Source organism: Streptomyces sp. NPDC086554, from assembly GCF_040686095.1.
Lineage (GTDB): Bacteria > Actinomycetota > Actinomycetes > Streptomycetales > Streptomycetaceae > Streptomyces.
In genome coordinates this window covers 102,156-118,488 of sequence record NZ_JBFBJK010000021.1, presented here as the reverse complement: position 1 = coordinate 118,488, position 16,333 = coordinate 102,156, and the positions used below count along the sequence as shown (strand labels likewise).

The 16,333-nt window shown below is 70.8% G+C and carries 16 protein-coding genes; 8 read left to right on the top strand and 8 right to left on the bottom strand.

Annotated elements, in window-relative coordinates; translation table 11 throughout:
• Positions 1-35: 35 nt before the first annotated feature.
• The 3 genes from AB0O76_RS30995 to pdhA are packed head-to-tail and all read right to left on the bottom strand — an operon-like array spanning position 36 to position 3,723.
• Positions 36-1,535 carry a dihydrolipoamide acetyltransferase family protein gene (locus AB0O76_RS30995; RefSeq protein WP_365497665.1) on the bottom strand — a complete coding sequence of 500 codons (1,500 nt, stop codon included), beginning with the start codon at positions 1,533-1,535 and terminating at the stop codon, positions 36-38.
• A complete protein-coding gene (locus tag AB0O76_RS30990) occupies positions 1,535-2,563 on the bottom strand; it encodes an alpha-ketoacid dehydrogenase subunit beta (RefSeq protein WP_365497662.1) in 1,029 nt (342 codons plus the stop codon). Before AB0O76_RS30990 ends, AB0O76_RS30995 begins: the two co-directional genes overlap by 1 nt.
• Positions 2,560-3,723: a pyruvate dehydrogenase (acetyl-transferring) E1 component subunit alpha gene (pdhA, locus tag AB0O76_RS30985; protein ID WP_365497659.1), complete on the bottom strand. Its 1,164-nt coding sequence runs from the start codon at positions 3,721-3,723 to the stop codon at positions 2,560-2,562. The genes AB0O76_RS30990 and pdhA overlap by 4 nt, the downstream gene beginning before the upstream one ends.
• Before the next feature lie 190 nt (positions 3,724-3,913).
• Here pdhA and AB0O76_RS30980 point away from each other — a divergent pair, with 190 nt between their 5' ends.
• Positions 3,914-4,450 carry an Lrp/AsnC family transcriptional regulator gene (locus AB0O76_RS30980; protein WP_365497656.1) on the top strand — a complete coding sequence of 179 codons (537 nt, stop codon included), beginning with the start codon at positions 3,914-3,916 and terminating at the stop codon, positions 4,448-4,450.
• A gap of 4 nt (positions 4,451-4,454) precedes the next feature.
• Here AB0O76_RS30980 and AB0O76_RS30975 read toward each other — a convergent pair whose 3' ends face one another.
• Positions 4,455-5,048 carry a TetR/AcrR family transcriptional regulator gene (locus AB0O76_RS30975; RefSeq protein ID WP_365497653.1) on the bottom strand — a complete coding sequence of 198 codons (594 nt, stop codon included), beginning with the start codon at positions 5,046-5,048 and terminating at the stop codon, positions 4,455-4,457.
• Positions 5,045-6,556: a 3-hydroxyacyl-CoA dehydrogenase gene (locus AB0O76_RS30970; protein WP_365497651.1), complete on the bottom strand. Its 1,512-nt coding sequence runs from the start codon at positions 6,554-6,556 to the stop codon at positions 5,045-5,047. Before AB0O76_RS30970 ends, AB0O76_RS30975 begins: the two co-directional genes overlap by 4 nt.
• A gap of 195 nt (positions 6,557-6,751) precedes the next feature.
• Here AB0O76_RS30970 and paaN point away from each other — a divergent pair, with 195 nt between their 5' ends.
• Complete coding sequence (gene paaN / locus AB0O76_RS30965; protein ID WP_365497648.1) at positions 6,752-8,443, top strand: phenylacetic acid degradation protein PaaN; 1,692 nt, start codon at positions 6,752-6,754, stop codon at positions 8,441-8,443.
• Positions 8,444-8,458: 15 nt separating this feature from the next.
• On the opposite strand, the gene AB0O76_RS30960 is transcribed toward paaN, so the two are convergent.
• From AB0O76_RS30960 to AB0O76_RS30950, 3 genes are read right to left on the bottom strand one after another with little or no spacing between them, the layout of a single operon-like run.
• Positions 8,459-9,247: an RNA methyltransferase gene (locus tag AB0O76_RS30960; RefSeq protein WP_365497645.1), complete on the bottom strand. Its 789-nt coding sequence runs from the start codon at positions 9,245-9,247 to the stop codon at positions 8,459-8,461.
• Positions 9,244-10,494: an HTTM domain-containing protein gene (locus AB0O76_RS30955; RefSeq protein WP_365497642.1), complete on the bottom strand. Its 1,251-nt coding sequence runs from the start codon at positions 10,492-10,494 to the stop codon at positions 9,244-9,246. The genes AB0O76_RS30960 and AB0O76_RS30955 overlap by 4 nt, the downstream gene beginning before the upstream one ends.
• Positions 10,491-11,210 (bottom strand): DUF5819 family protein, encoded by a 720-nt coding sequence (locus AB0O76_RS30950; protein ID WP_365497639.1) that lies wholly within the window; start codon positions 11,208-11,210, stop codon positions 10,491-10,493. Before AB0O76_RS30950 ends, AB0O76_RS30955 begins: the two co-directional genes overlap by 4 nt.
• 224 nt (positions 11,211-11,434) lie before the next feature.
• Between AB0O76_RS30950 and paaA the strand changes: the two genes are divergently transcribed.
• From paaA to AB0O76_RS30920, 6 genes are all read left to right on the top strand, one after another.
• Positions 11,435-12,433: a 1,2-phenylacetyl-CoA epoxidase subunit PaaA gene (gene paaA, locus AB0O76_RS30945; RefSeq protein WP_365497636.1), complete on the top strand. Its 999-nt coding sequence runs from the start codon at positions 11,435-11,437 to the stop codon at positions 12,431-12,433.
• On the top strand, positions 12,430-12,720 hold the full coding sequence (gene paaB, locus AB0O76_RS30940) for a 1,2-phenylacetyl-CoA epoxidase subunit PaaB (protein WP_135336541.1): 291 nt from the start codon (positions 12,430-12,432) through the stop codon (positions 12,718-12,720). Before paaA ends, paaB begins: the two co-directional genes overlap by 4 nt.
• Entirely contained in the window at positions 12,717-13,457 is a 741-nt protein-coding gene (paaC, locus tag AB0O76_RS30935; RefSeq protein WP_365497631.1) for a 1,2-phenylacetyl-CoA epoxidase subunit PaaC, read from the top strand. Before paaB ends, paaC begins: the two co-directional genes overlap by 4 nt.
• Positions 13,451-13,984, top strand: a complete 534-nt coding sequence (gene paaD / locus AB0O76_RS30930; protein WP_365497628.1) for a 1,2-phenylacetyl-CoA epoxidase subunit PaaD — start codon at positions 13,451-13,453, stop codon at positions 13,982-13,984. The genes paaC and paaD overlap by 7 nt, the downstream gene beginning before the upstream one ends.
• A complete protein-coding gene (locus AB0O76_RS30925; protein ID WP_365497626.1) occupies positions 13,984-15,054 on the top strand; it encodes a 2Fe-2S iron-sulfur cluster-binding protein in 1,071 nt (356 codons plus the stop codon). The genes paaD and AB0O76_RS30925 overlap by 1 nt, the downstream gene beginning before the upstream one ends.
• 138 nt (positions 15,055-15,192) lie before the next feature.
• On the top strand, positions 15,193-16,326 hold the full coding sequence (locus AB0O76_RS30920; RefSeq protein ID WP_365497623.1) for an acyl-CoA dehydrogenase family protein: 1,134 nt from the start codon (positions 15,193-15,195) through the stop codon (positions 16,324-16,326).
• Positions 16,327-16,333: the final 7 nt, after the last annotated feature.

Below are 16,333 nucleotides of genomic sequence, written 5' to 3'. Positions count from 1 at the left end.
CCGCACCAGGGCTCACACCACGGCCCCCGCGCCCCTCACACCTCCCGCAGCAACACCGCCGGCTGCTCCACACAGTCCGCCACGAACCGCAGGAACCCGCCCGCCGTGCCGCCGTCGCACACCCGGTGGTCGAAGGTGAGCGAGAGCTGCACGACATGCCGCACCGCCAACTCCCCTTGGTGCACCCATGGCTTGGGCACGATCCGGCCCACGCCCAGCATGGCCGCCTCGGGGTGATTGATGATCGGCGTGGAGCCGTCGACCCCGAACACCCCGTAGTTGTTCAACGTGAAGGTGCCGCCCGTCAGTTCCCCGGGCGTCAGCTTCCCGTCCCGCGCGGCCTCCGTCAGCCGGATCAGCTCCGCGTTGACGGAATCCGTGGTCCGCGTGTGCGCGTGCCGCACCACGGGGACGACGAGCCCGCGGTCGGTCTGCGCGGCGAAACCGAGGTGGACGTCGGCGAGCCTGACCACCTCGCGCGCCTCCATGTCCACGGTGGAGTTGAGCATCGGGTACCGGGCCAGCGCGGCCACGCTGATGCGGGCGAACAGGGCGAGCAGCGAGATCTTTCGGCCGTCGCTCTCCTTCACGGAGGCGTTCATCGCGGCGCGCGCCGCGAGCAGTTCCGTCGCGTCGGCGTCGACCCAGCAGGTGGCTTCGGGTATCTCGCGCCTGCTGCGGGACATCTTGTCGGCGACGAGCCCGCGGATGCCGGTCAGCGGATACCGGGACGCCGGTCCCGCGTGCACGGGTTCGCCACCCGCCTCCACCAGACGGCGGGACTCGGCGCGGCCCGCGCGGATGAGTTCGTCGTCCTCGCGCACGGCGGCCTTGCGCGCCGTGATCCGGCGCGTCACGGCCTCGCGCACCTCGTCGCTCACCTGTCCCTCGGTGAGCTCCGCCCCGTGCGTGATCGCACGCTCCGCGGCGATGGCGCCCTCCACGTCGGCCCGCGTGATCAGCCCGTCGGGTCCGGAACCCGGCAGTCCGCGCAGGTCGACGTCGTTCTCACGGGCCAGCTTCCGTACGAGAGGTGAGATCACCGGAACGGGACCATCCGCGAGCGGACGGCTGCCCGCGCCCGCCGTCTCGGGCGGGGCCGAGGGCTCTTTCGGAGCCGCCTGCGGGGGCTTCTCCTGCGGGGAGGGCCGTGCGGACCGCACCCGCCTGCGCCGCGCGGGAGCCGCAGCCGTGCCGTACCCCACCAGGACGTTCCCCGACGACTCCTCGGTCGCCGCCGCCTGCAGGGCCCGCTCCGCGGGCTCCTCCGGAGCGCGGCTCCCGGCCGGGGCACCCACGGCGACCGTCAACAGCGGTGCGCCCACCGGCAGTTCGGCCCCCTCCTCGCCGAAGCGTGCGGTCACCACGCCCCCGTAGGGGCAGGGCACCTCCACCATCGCCTTGGCCGTCTCCACCTCGACGACCACCTGGTCGACCGCGACGACGTCGCCGACCTGGACGAGCCAGCGGACGATCTCGGCCTCGGTAAGACCTTCCCCGAGGTCGGGCAGCTTGAATTCGAGCACCTGCGCCATCAGCTCTCCGCCTCCCACTGCAGCCGCGCGACCGCGTCCAGGATCCGGTCCACGCCCGGCAGATGGTGCTTCTCCAGCATCGGCGGCGGATACGGGATGTCGAACCCCGCGACGCGCAGCACCGGCGCCTCCAGGTGATGGAAGCACCGCTCCGTGACGCGAGCGGCGATCTCCCCGCCGGGCCCGCCGAAGCCGCCCGACTCGTGCACGACGACCGCGCGCCCCGTCCTCCGTACCGAAGCGCACACCGTCTCGTCGTCGAACGGCACCAGCGAGCGCAGGTCGACCACTTCGAGGTCCCAGCCCTCGGCGACGGCCGCCTCGGCCGCCTCCATGCAGACCGGCACGGAAGGGCCGTACGTGAGGAGCGTGGCGCTGCGCCCGGTGCGGCGCACCACCGCGCGGCCTATGGGCTCCACGGTCTGTGGCGCGTCCGGGTTCCAGTCGGCCTTGGACCAGTAGAGGCGCTTCGGCTCCAGGAAGACGACCGGGTCGTCGGAGGCGATGGACGCCCTGAGCAGTCCATAGGCGTCGGCGACCGTGGCGGGCGCGACGACATGGAGCCCCGGAGTCGCCATGTAGTACGCCTCGGAGGAGTCGCTGTGGTGCTCGACGCCCCCGATGCCGCCCCCGTAGGGCACGCGTACCGTGATGGGCAGCGGCATCGCGCCCCGCGTGCGGTTCCGCATCCTTGCCACGTGCGAGATGAGCTGCTCGAAGGCGGGGTAGGCGAAGGCGTCGAACTGCATCTCGACGACGGGCCGAAGACCGTACATCGCCATGCCGACGGCCGTCCCCAGGATGCCGGCTTCCGCGAGCGGTGTGTCCGTACAGCGGTCCTCGCCGAACTCCTTGGTGAGTCCGTCGGTGATCCGGAAGACCCCGCCGAGCGCCCCGACGTCCTCTCCGAGGACGTGCACGGTCGGATCCTCGGCCAGGGAGTCGCGCAGCGCGCGCCCCAGCGCCTGCGCCATGGTGGCCGGTTTGGCGGCCTTCCCGGCGGCCCGTTCGGCCGCGAGCGTGCTCATCGCGCGTTCTCCTCGCCGTCCGCGCCGACCGCGTCGTCTTCTTCGGATGCTTCGATTTCGGCCCGCAACTGTGCGGCCTGTTCACGCAGTTGCGTGGTCTGCTCGGCGTACACGTGCGTAAAGAGGTCCATGGGATCGAGCTCGGGGTCCTCGTTCATGCGCTCGCGCAGATCGGCCGCCATGACCTCGGCGTCTTCGCGGGCCACCCGCATCCCGTCCTCGTCCAGCAGTCCTCGCCCGGTCAACTCCCGCTCCAGGAGCAGGATCGGGTCGTGCTCACGCCAGGCCTCGACCTCGGCGTCCCCCCGGTAGCGCGTGGCGTCGTCGGCGTTCGTATGGGCTTCCATGCGGTACGTCACCGCTTCGACGAGGGTGGGACCGCCGCCCTCACGCGCGCGGGACACCGCATCGGCAAGCACCTCGTGCACCGCCGCCGCGTCGTTGCCGTCCACCAGGCGTCCCGGCATGCCGTACCCGACGGCCTTGTGGGCCAGGGACGGGGCCGCCGTCTGCTTGTCGAGCGGGACGGAGATCGCGAAGCCGTTGTTCTGCACCAGGAAGACGACGGGCGCCTGCCATACGGCGGCGAAGTTCAGCGCCTCGTGGAAGTCGCCCTCGCTGGTGCCGCCGTCGCCGACCATGGCGAGCGCGACCACGTCGTCGCCCTTGAGGCGCGCGGCGTGCGCGAGGCCCACGGCGTGCGGGAGTTGGGTGGCCAGCGGTGTGCACAGGGGAGCTATGCGGTGCTCCCGGGGGTCGTACCCGGTGTGCCAGTCGCCGCGCAGCAGGGTCAGCGCCTGTACGGGGTCGAGGCCACGGGCGACCGCGGCGAGCGTGTCGCGGTAGCTGGGGAAGAGCCAGTCCCGCTCCTGGAGGACCAGCGCGGCGGCCACCTCGCAGGCCTCCTGGCCGGTGCTCGAGGGGTAGACGGCGAGCCTGCCCTGCTTCGTGAGGGCGGTCGCCTGCGCGTTGTACCGGCGGCCGCGCACCAGCTCCGCGTACAGGCGGCGCAGCAGCTCTTCGTCGGCCTTGCCCGCGGCTTCCGTGCCAAGGACGCGGTACGGCTCCGCGTCGGGCAGCAGCGGCGCGGGATCGGTCCTGAGCTGCCATGCGGGTGGCGGGGTGGGCCGGTAGACGCCCCGCTGCTCCATGACCGTCATGTCGGCACCTCCATGTGGAAGCGGTCTCCTCGTGGGAGCGGCAAAAGAGGCGCGGCAATGTGAGGCGCCTCACCTACCGATTGTTCGGTCGTCGGCACATTTTGGCTACAGGCACCTCCAGGCTGTGGACAAACGGTTCTCCACAGCCTGGGATGGATGCAGTACGTCCATGGTAGGGAGGCGGGGGGACATGGCATCTGAACGAATGGCCGACGGGCACGACGGCGATCGTCCGGAAGAGCGTCTCGGCGAGCGGTCGGCCGAGCGCCAGGAAGTCCTGCCGCGCCCGCTGGACTCCATCGACCGGGACATCCTGCACATCCTGCACACGGACGGTCGCGCGTCGATACGTTCCGTGGCCGAGCGCGTCCATGTGTCACGCGCCAACGCGTACGCGCGGATCAACCGCCTCATCGACGACGGCGTGATCCGCGGCTTCGGCGCCCGGATCAACCACGAACGGGCAGGTCAGGGGGCATCCGCTTACATCACGCTCAAGATCGTCCAGAACACCTGGCGCACGGTGCGCGAGCATCTGCGCACACTGCCCGGCGCCTCCCACATCGCACTGGTCAGCGGCGACTTCGACGTACTGCTCCTTGTCCACACGCCGGACAACCGCGCCCTGCGCGAGCTGGTGCTCACCCGGCTGCAGTCCATCCCCGAAGTGCTCAGCACGCGGACGCTGCTGGTCTTCGAGGAGGACGACCTGGAGCCGGAGAGCTGAGCCGTCAGCCGTCGCTGCGCAGCCCCGCGAAGGCCAGCTGGACAACGGCGTCGGCGACCTGCTCCCCCGATGAGGCGCCACGGGCGTCGGGGCGGTACCACTCCACGATGGAGTTGATCATTCCGAAGAGCAGCCGGGTGGCGAGGCGCAGCTCGACGTCCGAGCGCAGATCGCCGTCCGCGACGGCCTCCTTGAGCAGTGCGGCGACCTGCTGGTCGAACTCCCTGCGCCGCTCCATGGCCCACCGCTCGGTGTCCGTGTTGCCGCGCACCCGCAGCAGCAGCGTCACATACGGCAGTTCGGCGACGAGCACCTCGACGGTGCGGCGCGTGACGTACTCCAGGCGCTGGACGGCACTGCCCACACGCGCGTGCTCCTCGCCGAGGATCCCGAAGAGCCCGTCGAGCGCCCGGCTCACCGCGCGGCGAAGGAGTTCCTCCTTGCCCGACACATGGTGGTAGATCGAGGACTTGGAGATGCCGGCCGCCTTGGAGAGGTGCTCCATGGACGTGCCGTCGTAGCCACGCTCGTTGAAGACCCGCACGGCCACGCCGAGCAGCGTTTCCGGGGTGTACGTGTCCCGCCGCGCGGTGGTCATGAGTATTCCTCTCGCACGGCCTGACGCCGCAGGGCCTGGGACGGTGCGTAACGCCCCGTCGGGTACTCGTCGTTCAGGAGGTCGAGCGACTCGGCCACGCGGTACGCGGTGAGGCGACGGCCCCATTCGAGCGGGCCGAGCGGGTAGTTGACGCCCAGCCGCATCGCGGTGTCGATGTCCTCGGCGCTGGCCACTTCGCGGCCCACGGCATCCAGCGCGAAGTCGACGAGCATCCACACCGTGCGGGCCACGATCATCCCCGGGGTGTCCCCGATGACGCTGACCTTCTTGCCGAGCGCCTGGAAGAGGCCGATCGCCTCCTTCAGGGCCTGCTCGCCCACCCTGCCCGACGGAGCGATGGCGATCCGGGTCGCGGCCCGGTAGTCCAGCGCGAGGTCGAAGTGGATCATGGGCTCCGCCGCGGCGGCGGCCGCGCTTCCGTCCGCCGGGGCGAGCTGCACGCCGCTGGGGAGCTCGATGAAGCCGGGGTAGCTCGGGACGCCCTTCCCGCGGCCCACTCGGATGCCCGCCTTCCTGATCAGCTCGACGAGCGCGTCCGCCGGGAAGAGGTCGCCGTGCAGGGCGACGGACTCCGGGGCCTTCGCCGGCTCCGCGGTGTGCGGCTCCGCAGGCGCGGCGTCGTCCCCGTACGCGTACCAGCCCTGTCCGGACTTGCGGCCCAGGCGGCGCGATTCGACGAGGCGGCGCTGCGCGAGCGAGGGCGTGAACTTGGGGTCCTGGAAGAAGGACTCCCACACGGAGCGGGTGACCGCCTCGTTCACGTCCTGGCCGATGAGGTCGGTGAGCTCGAAGGGGCCCATCTTGAAGCCGCCGCATTCGCGAAGCACCGCGTCGATCGTGGCCGGGTCGGCGGCGCGCTCCTCGTACAGGCGCAGCGCCTCGGCGTAGAAGGGGCGCGCGATGCGGTTGACGATGAAGCCGGGGGTGTCCGCGCTGCGCACCGGGGTCTTGCCCCAGGCCTTCGCCGTCTCGTACGCGCGCGTGGCCGTCGCCGCGTCGGTCGCGAAGCCGCTGACGACCTCGACGAGGGGGAGCAGCGGCGCGGGGTTGAAGAAGTGCAGGCCGACGAAGCGGCCGGGCTTGTCCAGGGTGCCCGCGATGGCGGTGACGGACAGGGACGACGTGTTGGTGGCGAGGAGACAGTCCTCGGCGACAATCCCTTCGAGTTCTTCGAAGAGACGCTGCTTGACGTCCAGTTGCTCCAGGATCGCCTCGATGACGAGTCCGCAACCGGCAAGGCCTGCGAGGCTCTCGACGGGCGTGATCCGGTCACCCGCGGCGGCGCGGTCGTCGGCCGTCAGCCTGCCCTTCTCGACCAGTCTGTCCAGGCGCGCGGCGATCGCGCCGGCCGCCTTCTGCGCCTGGCCCGGCACGGCGTCGTACAACCGCACGGGGTGGCCCGCGAGCAGGGCCACCTGGGCGATGCCCTGCCCCATGGTGCCGGTGCCGACGACGGCAACGGGGCTGCTGAGCTCGAGTGCTGTCATGCTCGCGATCCTCCCGCACGAGGTGTCCGCCGGAGGGTGCGGGGTGCCCGGCGAGAACTTGTCCACAGGTTCGGCGGACCCTCTTGTCCCGACCGATCGTTCGGTTACTCTAGCTCTGTCCGTCTGTTCCTGCCCACTGCCCTGCCCGGCCCGTCGGCTCGACGAAGAGCCGGCACGACGAGGAGTTGGTCCGACATGGCCGCCGAACTCACCGCGCACCAGCTGATCGCCACCCACCGGCCCACCCTTGACCAGGCGCTGGAGACGATCCGCACGCGCGCGTACTGGTCACCGCACCCCGAGCACCCCAAGGCCTATGGAGAGAACGGCAGCCTGAGCCTGCCGGAGGGCAAAGCCGCCTTCGACGCCCTCCTGGGCACCCGCTTCGACCTCGACCAGCCGGGCACGGACGACTGGACCGGCGCGGAAGTCTCGCCGTACGGCCCGGAGTTGGGCATCACGTACCCCCACCCGGACATCGACACCCTGCTCCCCGCGATGCGGGCCGGAATGCGGGCCTGGCGCGAGGCGGGCGCGGAAGTGCGCGCGATGGTCTGTCTGGAGATCCTCAAGCGCATCAGCGCGCGCACGCACGAGCTGGCGCACGCGGTGATGCACACCAGCGGCCAAGCCTTCATGATGGCGTTCCAGGCGGGCGGCCCGCACGCCCAGGACCGCGGCATGGAAGCGGTGGCGTATGCGTACGTGGAGCAGGCGCGCACCCCTGACGCCGCCGAGTGGTCCAAGCCCCAGGGCAAGCGCGACCCGATCGCGCTGGACAAGCGCTTCACGCCCGTGGCGCGCGGCATCGCGCTCCTGATCGGCTGCAACACATTCCCGACGTGGAACGGCTACCCGGGCCTCTTCGCCTCCCTGGCCACCGGCAACCCGGTCCTGGTCAAGCCCCACCCCCGCGCGGTCCTCCCGCTGGCCCTGACCGTCCGCATCGCCCGCGAGGTCCTCGCCGATGCGGGCTTCGACCCGAACCTGGTGTGCCTGGCCACCGAGCGCCCCGGCGAGGGCATCGCCAAGACCCTCGCCGTCCGCCCCGAGATCAAGATCATCGACTACACGGGGTCGACAGCTTTCGGCGACTGGCTGGAGACCAACGCCCGCCAGGCGCAGGTCTACACGGAGAAGGCGGGCGTCAACACGGTCGTCGTCGAGTCGACGGACAACTACAAGGGAATGCTGGCCAACCTGGCCTTCTCCCTGTCCCTGTACAGCGGCCAGATGTGCACGACCCCGCAGAACCTCCTCATCCCGCGCGACGGCATCGCCACGGACGCCGGCACCAAGTCGTACGACGACGTGGTGTCCGACCTCGCCGCGTCGGTGAACGGCCTCCTCGGCGACGACGCCCGGGCGAACGGCATCCTCGGAGCCCTGGTCAACCCCGACGTGAAGGCCCGCCTGGAGGCGGCCGCAGGAATCGGTGAAGTCGCCCTCCCCTCACGGGAGATCGCCAACCCGGAGTTCCCGGACGCCGTGGTCCGCACCCCGGTGATCGTGAAGCTGGACGGCGCGAAGCCGGACGCCGAAGCGGCCTACTTGAGCGAGTGCTTCGGCCCCGTCTCCTTCGCCGTGGCGGTCGACTCGGCGACGGACGCGGTGGAGCTGCTTCGCCGCACGGTGCGCGACAAGGGCGCGATGACGGTCGGCGCGTACACGACGTCGGACGAGGTGTCGGAGGCCGTTGAGGAGACCTGCCTCGAGGAGTGCGCCCAGCTCTCCTTGAACCTCACGGGCGGCGTCTATGTGAACCAGACGGCGGCGTTCTCGGACTTCCACGGCTCGGGCGGCAACCCGGCGGCGAACTCGGCGCTGTGCGACGGCGCGTTCGTGGCCAACCGGTTCCGCGTGGTGGAGGTGCGCAGGGACGCCTGAGGCCCGGCGGCGGGTTCAGGCCTCCGCGCCCGGAGGCCTGCCCGCCGACCAGTGGAAGAGCGTCATCCCCACGCTGGTCGCCAGGTTGTAGCTGGAGACCTGGGGCCGCATCGGCAGGGACACCAAGTGATCGGCGCGGGCTCGCAGTTGTGCGGACAGGCCGCTGCGCTCGGACCCGAAGGCCAGCACGGCGTCGTCCGGCAGCTTCAGACCGCGGATGTCCTCGCCCTCCGCGTCGAGTGCGAACACCGGCCCCGGGGGCAGCTCGGCGACGTCCATCCGCTCGACGGCCGTCGCGAAGTGCAGGCCCGCGCCACCGCGCACGACCGTGGGGTGCCAGGGGTCGAGCGTGCCGGTCGTGACGACCCCGGTCGCCCCGAATCCCGCCGCGAGCCGGATCACCGCCCCGGCGTTCCCCAGATTGCGCGGATCGTCGAGGACGACGACCGGAGCGGTCCTCGGCACCCGCGCCAGCGCCTCCAGATTGGCCGTCCGCGAGGGACGTACCGCGAGCGCGGCCACACCCGTCGGGTGCAGACGCGGCACAAGAGCCCGCAGCTTGTCGTCGGGAACCTGCACGAGGAGCGCGTCGAGGGCGTCCCGCACATCCGGCGCGAGCTCGTCGGCAAGGGTGAGGACGGCGGTCCTGTCGCCGGCCAGCGCCGCCGGGATCCGCGCCCCGAACCGCAGGGCGTGCTTGATGGCGTGAAAGCCGTCGAGCAGCACGGACGTCTCGGCGAGGCCCCGCCAGGCGCGCACGGCATCGCCCGAGCCTGCCACGTCATCCGCGTACGTCCCTGTCATGAAGGGAAGCCTACGCGCGCGTGCTCGGCTGCTTCCGGGGCCGCTTCGGCCTCCGCCACCCGCTGCGCCGGCACCGTGCCACCCCGGGAAAAGACGGCTCCACGCGCGCGTGCCGCCCATCCGCCCATGCGCCGCAGGAACGACGTCGGCAGGAACACCGCGTCGGCCGCGATCATCGCCAGCGAGAAGAACGGAAGACCGAGGATGACCGCGATGACCGCGTGCTCGCAGATCATGGCGGCCAGCAGGACGTTCTTGACCCTTCTGTTGAAGAGGGTGAAGGGGAAGGCCACCTGCACGGCGACCGTTCCGTACGTCACCAGCATGATCATGAGGCCGTGTGACGCGAGCAGATCGGAGAGCGCGGGCCAGGGGGAAAAGGAGTCGAGGCGCAGCGGGTAGTAGACGGCCGTGCCGTCCTGCCAGCGGCTTCCCTGGATCTTGTACCAGCCCGCCGTCGCATAGATCAGACACGCCTCGACCATGATCACGAGCAGTGCGGCGTTGTGCGCGAGCTTGGCGACGACATCGAGCAGCAGCCGCGCCTCGCCGCCGGGCGCGCGCCGTCCGACGGCCCACCACAGTCCCTGGATCAGCCACAGCCCCCAGAAGACAAGGAGCCAGCCGCCGCTGAGCTCCCCCATGAACGTCACCACGGAGAGGCCGAGGCCCAGGACCCACCACAGCACGGGACCGACCCGGTCGACGGGCTCCGCGGGGCCGTCCGCCTCCACGGCCGCACCACCCGCACGCGCGCGTGCTGCGCGCCGGGCGTCCAGGGACCAGACCTGGCCGCAGCGCGTGAAGACCAGATAGGTCGCCATCAGATGGATGACGTTGTCTCCGCCGTCCCCCATGAAGATGGAGCGGTTCTGCAGCGAGAGCACGCCGATCATGAAGAGCACGGACGTCGTACGCGTGCGCCAGCCGAGCAGAAACAGGGCGCTGCTGATGACGGCGACGGCGTAGACGACCTCGAACCAGAGGCGGCCGTCGGACCACATCAAGGCCGTGAAGGCCTCGTTGTTCGCGATGAGCTGCTGGGCCATGTCCCAGTTCCACGGACCGTCGGGCCCGTACAGCTCCTCGCGATGGGGGAACTCACGCAGCAGGAAGAGCAGCCAGGTGGCGGCGAAGCCGATACGGATCACGGCGGTCTGGTAGGGCCCGAGCGCCGATCCACTGACGTGGCCGATACCGCGGGCGAGCTGGGAGCCGAAGCGATGGATCAGGCGTCCTCCGGTCATCGGGCGTCCTCCGGGTCCTTGGCCAACGGCATGTCCTCGGAGATCACGGACGACCACGGAAGCAGGCGGAACGCCGGTTTGGCGGCGACCTTCTCGTCGCTCCACTCCGGGGCCGGCACGTTGGTGGTCCTGGAGCGGACCTGGACGCGCTCGATGGCGTCTCCCTTGCCGATGGACTCCGCACGGTCGACGCGCAGCAGCGCGATGCGGTGGAGGTAGCGCTCGGAGAGCTGACCGCGCAGGCCGCTGGGACGATTCTGCGCGTCGTGCGATCCGACGTAGAAGTCCCAGGCCCTGCGCAGCTCGTTCTGCTGGGTGTGGCTGGGCAGCAGATTGCCGTCGATGGCGGCACTGTCCTGCGCGGAGAGGTCGTACCAGCGGGTGGTCCGGGTGGTCCCCGCCTCCGTGCGGATCTCGGCGCGGGCCTGCACTGCGATGTTCTGCTGCATCGGGTTGGGCGCGAAGAGCTTCCAGTTCTGCTCGAACTCGGGGTAGATCCAGTCGTCGACGACCTCGCCGTGCTGCTTGGTCATCGTGTTCGCGGGGGCGACGTGCAGAAAGAGCATCGCGACGTGGACGCAGACCGTGGCCACGACGATCACCAGCGCGAGGACCGCCGCGATCTGATAGCGCGGCGAGAGCGCGGCGATTCCGGCGGGGGCGCCGGTGGGTGGTGGGGTCGACGGCTCGCTCGCGCTGTTGTCGTTCGCGTCCATGTGGCCCCGATTCCCGATCCCGCACCGTGATGCGTCCGCTGGTCCGCCCGTCCCACGGCTCACTACCGCCCGCTCCGCACCGGAACGGTACTCAGGCCTGCCCGCCAGGCACAGCGTCCGTGAAGTTATCCACAGGGTTGACACCTTATGGCGCTGAGCCGCACCATTGAATTCAACGAACCGAACGATCGGTCGGTAGCTAGCTAGAGGTCGAGGGGACCGCGATGGCGACAGCAGCCGAGCACCAGACGGCCCGGTCCGCTCCGGGCGGGCCCGGGGCGGACGCCGCGAGCACAGCGGCGTACGAGTCCGCGTTCGACGCCGCGGTCGCGGCCGACGAGCGGATCGAGCCCCGCGACTGGATGCCGGACGCCTATCGCGCGTCGCTGGTCAGGCAGATAGCGCAGCACGCCCACTCCGAGATCATCGGCATGCAGCCGGAGGCCAACTGGATCACGCGTGCCCCGTCCCTGCGGCGCAAGGCGATCCTGATGGCCAAGGTGCAGGACGAGGCCGGACACGGCCTGTATCTGTACAGCGCGGCCGAAACGCTCGGCACGGGCCGTGACGAGCTGCTCGACAAGCTGCACTCGGGCCGCCAGAAGTACTCGTCGATCTTCAACTACCCAACTCTGACCTGGGCCGACGTGGGCGCGATCGGCTGGCTGGTGGACGGCGCCGCGATCACCAACCAGGTCCCCCTGTGCCGCTGTTCGTACGGCCCCTATGCCCGCGCGATGGTGCGGATCTGCAAGGAGGAGTCGTTCCACCAGCGTCAGGGGTACGAATCACTGCTCGCCCTCAGCCGCGGCACCGAGGCCCAGCACGCGATGGCCCAGGACGCGGTGAACCGCTGGTGGTGGCCGTCCCTGATGATGTTCGGCCCGCCCGACGACGAGTCGTCGCACTCGGAGCAGTCGATGATCTGGAAGATCAAGCGCCACTCGAACGACGAGCTGCGCCAGCGCTTCGTGGACATCTGTGTCCCCCAGGCCGAGTCCCTCGGCCTCACCCTCCCCGACCCGGATCTGTCCTGGAACGAGGAGCGCGGGCACCACGACTTCGGCCCGATCGACTGGACGGAGTTCTGGGCGGTCCTCAAGGGCAACGGCCCCTGTAACGAACAGCGGATCACCCAGCGCAAGAGCGCTCACGACGAGGGCGCGTGGGTGCGTGAGGCAGCGGCGGCGTTCGCCGCCAAGCACGGGGAGGCGAAGGCATGAGCAGCTCGACCGACTGGCCGCTGTGGGAGGTGTTCGTGCGCTCCCGCCGCGGACTCTCGCACACCCACGCGGGCAGCCTGCACGCGCCGGACGCGGAGATGGCCCTGCGCAACGCCCGCGATCTGTACACGCGCCGCAGCGAAGGCGTCTCGATCTGGGTCGTCCCCTCCACGGAGATCACGGCCTCCTCGCCCGACGAGAAGGACTCATTCTTCGAGCCTGCGGGCGACAAGCCCTACCGCCATCCGACCTTCTACGACATCCCGGAGGGGGTGAAGCACCTGTGACCGCACCCGTTTCCACGACCACCGCCGCCACGGCCATCGCCCTGGGCGACGATGCGCTGGTGCTCTCGCACCGCCTCGGGGAGTGGGCGGGCCACGCTCCCGTCCTCGAGGAAGAGGTCGCCCTCGCGAACATCGCCCTCGACCTGCTCGGCCAGGCCCGCATCCTGCTCTCGATGGCCGGCGACGAGGACGAGCTGGCGTATCTGCGTGAGGAGCGCGCCTTCCGCAACCTCCAGCTGGTCGAGCAGCCGAACGGCGACTTCGCCCACACCATCGCCCGCCAGCTCTGCTTCTCCACGTACCAATCCCTGCTGTACGGGCAGTTGGCGAGCGGGGACGGCGCGTTCGCGCCGCTGGCTGCGAAGGCGGTCAAGGAGGTCGCCTACCACCAGGACCACGCCGAGCAGTGGACGCTGCGGCTCGGCGACGGGACGGCCGAGAGCCATGAGCGCATGCAGCGCGGGCTCGACGCGCTGTGGCGGTTCACCGGGGAGATGTTCCAACCGGTGGAGGGCCTCGGCGAATCCGACGGCGTCAGCTGGGCAGCGTTGCACGAGGGTTGGACGGAATCGGTGACCGCAGTCATCGAGAAGGCGACGCTGACCGTGCCCTCCGGTCCCCAGGAAGGGGCCTGGACGGCGGGCGCGGGCCGCCAGGGTCTGCACACCGAGTCCTTCGGGCGAATGCTCGCCGAGATGCAGCATCTGCACCGCAGCCACCCGGGGGCGTCATGGTGACCACGCCGACCGCAGCCGAGATGCCCACCGCCCTGGAGGAGGAGCTCCTGGCCCTCGCCGGATCGGTGCCCGACCCGGAGTTGCCCGTGCTCTCCCTGGCCGAGCTCGGCGTGCTCCGCGGCGTCCATGTCCGCGCACCGGGCAAGGTCGATGTCGAGCTGACCCCCACCTACACCGGCTGCCCGGCCATAGAGACCATGACCGCCGACATCGAGCAGGTCCTGCACGAGCGCGGGATGGCAGAGGTTTCGGTCCGCACGGTGCTCTCTCCCGCCTGGTCGACGGACGACATCAGCGCCGAAGGCCGCCGCAAGCTGGCAGAGTTCGGCATCGCACCCCCGCGCCCGCACAGCACCGGCGGGCCCGGTACCTCCGGGGGTCCTGTCCCCCTCACCCTCTCGGTCCGCTGCCCGCACTGCGGCTCGACCGACACCGAACTGCTCAGCCGCTTCTCGTCGACGGCCTGCAAGGCGCTGCGCCGGTGCGTCTCCTGCCGTGAACCGTTCGACCACTTCAAGGAGTTGTGATGGCACGCTTCCACCAGCTCCGGGTAACGGCGGTCGACCAGCTCACCGACGACTCCGTGGCGCTGACCTTCGACGTGCCTCCTGGCCTGCGCGAGGAGTATCGCTACGACGCGGGTCAGCACCTGGCCGTGCGCCGCTTCGTCGACGGCAACGAGATCCGGCGCACGTACTCGATCTGCGCACCGGCGCCGGACCCCGAGGTCCCCGAGGGGCCCCGCACCCTGCGCGTCGGGGTGCGGCTCGTCGAGGGCGGCGCCTTCTCGACGTACGCAATGAAGGAAGTCGCCGTCGGCGACGAGCTGGAAGTGATGACCCCGGCCGGCCGCTTCACCCTGGAACCGGCGCCCGGGCGGTACGCGGCGATAGTGGGCGGCAGCGGCATCACACCGGTGCTCTCCATCGTGACGACGCTTCTCGCGCGCGAGCCGGACGCCACGTTCTGTCTCATACGGAGCGACCGCACGGCGGCGTCGACGATGTTCCTCGAAGAGGTCGCCGACCTCAAGGACCGCTGGCCGGACCGGTTCCAGCTGGTGACGGTGCTCTCCCGGGAGGAGCAGCAGTCGGGGCTCGACTCGGGCAGGCTCGACGAGGAGCGGCTCGGCAGCCTGTTGCCGGCGCTGCTGCGCGTCGAGGAGGTCGCGGGTTGGTTCCTCTGCGGTCCGTTCGGTCTGGTGCAGGGTGCGGAGAGAACTCTCCGCGGCCTCGGTGTGGCGCGGCAGCGCATCCACGAGGAGATATTCCACGTGGACGACGGCCTCGCGACCCCGGCCGTCCCCGCCACGGCCCCCGCGCACAGCACCGTGACGGTCACCCTCGACGGACGCTCCGGCACCTGGCCGGTGCGCGACGGGGAGTCCCTGCTCGACACCGTGCTGCGCAACCGCGCGGACGCGCCTTACGCCTGCAAGGGCGGCGTGTGCGGGACCTGCAGGGCCTTCCGGGTATCGGGCGAGGTGCGGATGGACCGCAACTTCGCGCTGGAGCCCGAGGAGACCGACGCCGGCTATGTCCTGGCCTGCCAGTCGCATCCCGCCACGGACACGGTGGAGCTGGACTTCGACCGCTGATTGGCCCCGCTGCGTCTCCGCGCCTTCGCGGCGCCCGGAGTGGTCCCTCACTGTTCCCTTCCCGTAGAACCTGTTCTATCTTGACGACCCGTCAGAAACGACGGCACGTCGGTCGGCCGGTGCGCGGAGGGACAAGCAGTGGACTTCACCTTCACCGAGGAACAGCAGGCGGCCGTCGAGGCGGCGAAGGCGGTCTTCGCCTCCGTCGCACCGGACGGAGTGCCCAGTCCCGCCCTCACTCCGGGAGCCGTGGCCGAGGACTTCGACCGCGCGCTGTGGGCCAAGCTCGCCGACGCCGACCTGCTGAGCCTGCTCCTCGACCCGGAGTACGGCGGCGCGGGCCTGGACGCGATCGCCCTCTGCCTGGTCCTGCGCGAGTCGGCGAAGGTGCTCGCCCGCGTCCCGCTCCTGGAGAGCAGCGCGGCCGCGTACGCCGTACAGACCCATGGCAGCGAGGAGTTGAAGCGGCGCATCCTCGCCCCGGCGGCCCGCGGTGAGCTGGTCCTGATGGTCGCGGCGAGCGGGCGCACGGGGCACGACCCCGCCGAACTCGCCGTCACCGCACGGCGTGACGGCGACGCCTGGCTGCTCGACGGCGTCCAGACGGCCGTGCCCTGGGCACAGAACGCCGACATCGTCGTGGTGCCCGCCCACACGACCGGCGGCCAGTCCCTGCTCGCCCTGATTCCGCGCGCGCACGAGGGCCTCACTCTCGGAGAGCAGGTCTCCACGAGCGGGGAGCGGCTCGGCGAGCTCCGCCTGGACTCCGTGCGGATCGGCGCCGCCGATGTCATCGCGGCGGACGGGGCCTGGGACCGGCTGCGCGATCTGCTCGCCACCGGCACCTGCGCGCTGGCTCTCGGTCTCGGCGAGGGCGTGCTGCGGATGACCGGCGAATACACCAGCAAGCGGGAGCAGTTCGGGTTCCCTGTCGCCACTTTCCAGGCCGTGGCCGTGCAGGCGGCCGACCGCTATATCGACCTGCGCGCGATGGAGGTCACCCTCTGGCAGGCCGCCTGGCGCATCAGCACCGGTGCGAGCGGCGCCCTGCCCGCCACGGGAGACGTGGCCGTCGCGAAGATCTGGGCCTCCGACGGCGTACGGAGGGTGGTGCAGACGGCACAGCATCTGCACGGCGGCTTCGGCTCCGACACCGACTACCCGCTGCACCGCTATCACGCCTGGGCCAAGCAGCTGGAGCTGTCCCTCGGCCCGGCTGCGGCGCACGAGGAGGCCCTGGGCGACCTGCTGGCCGCCCACCCCCTCGGCTGAGGCTTGA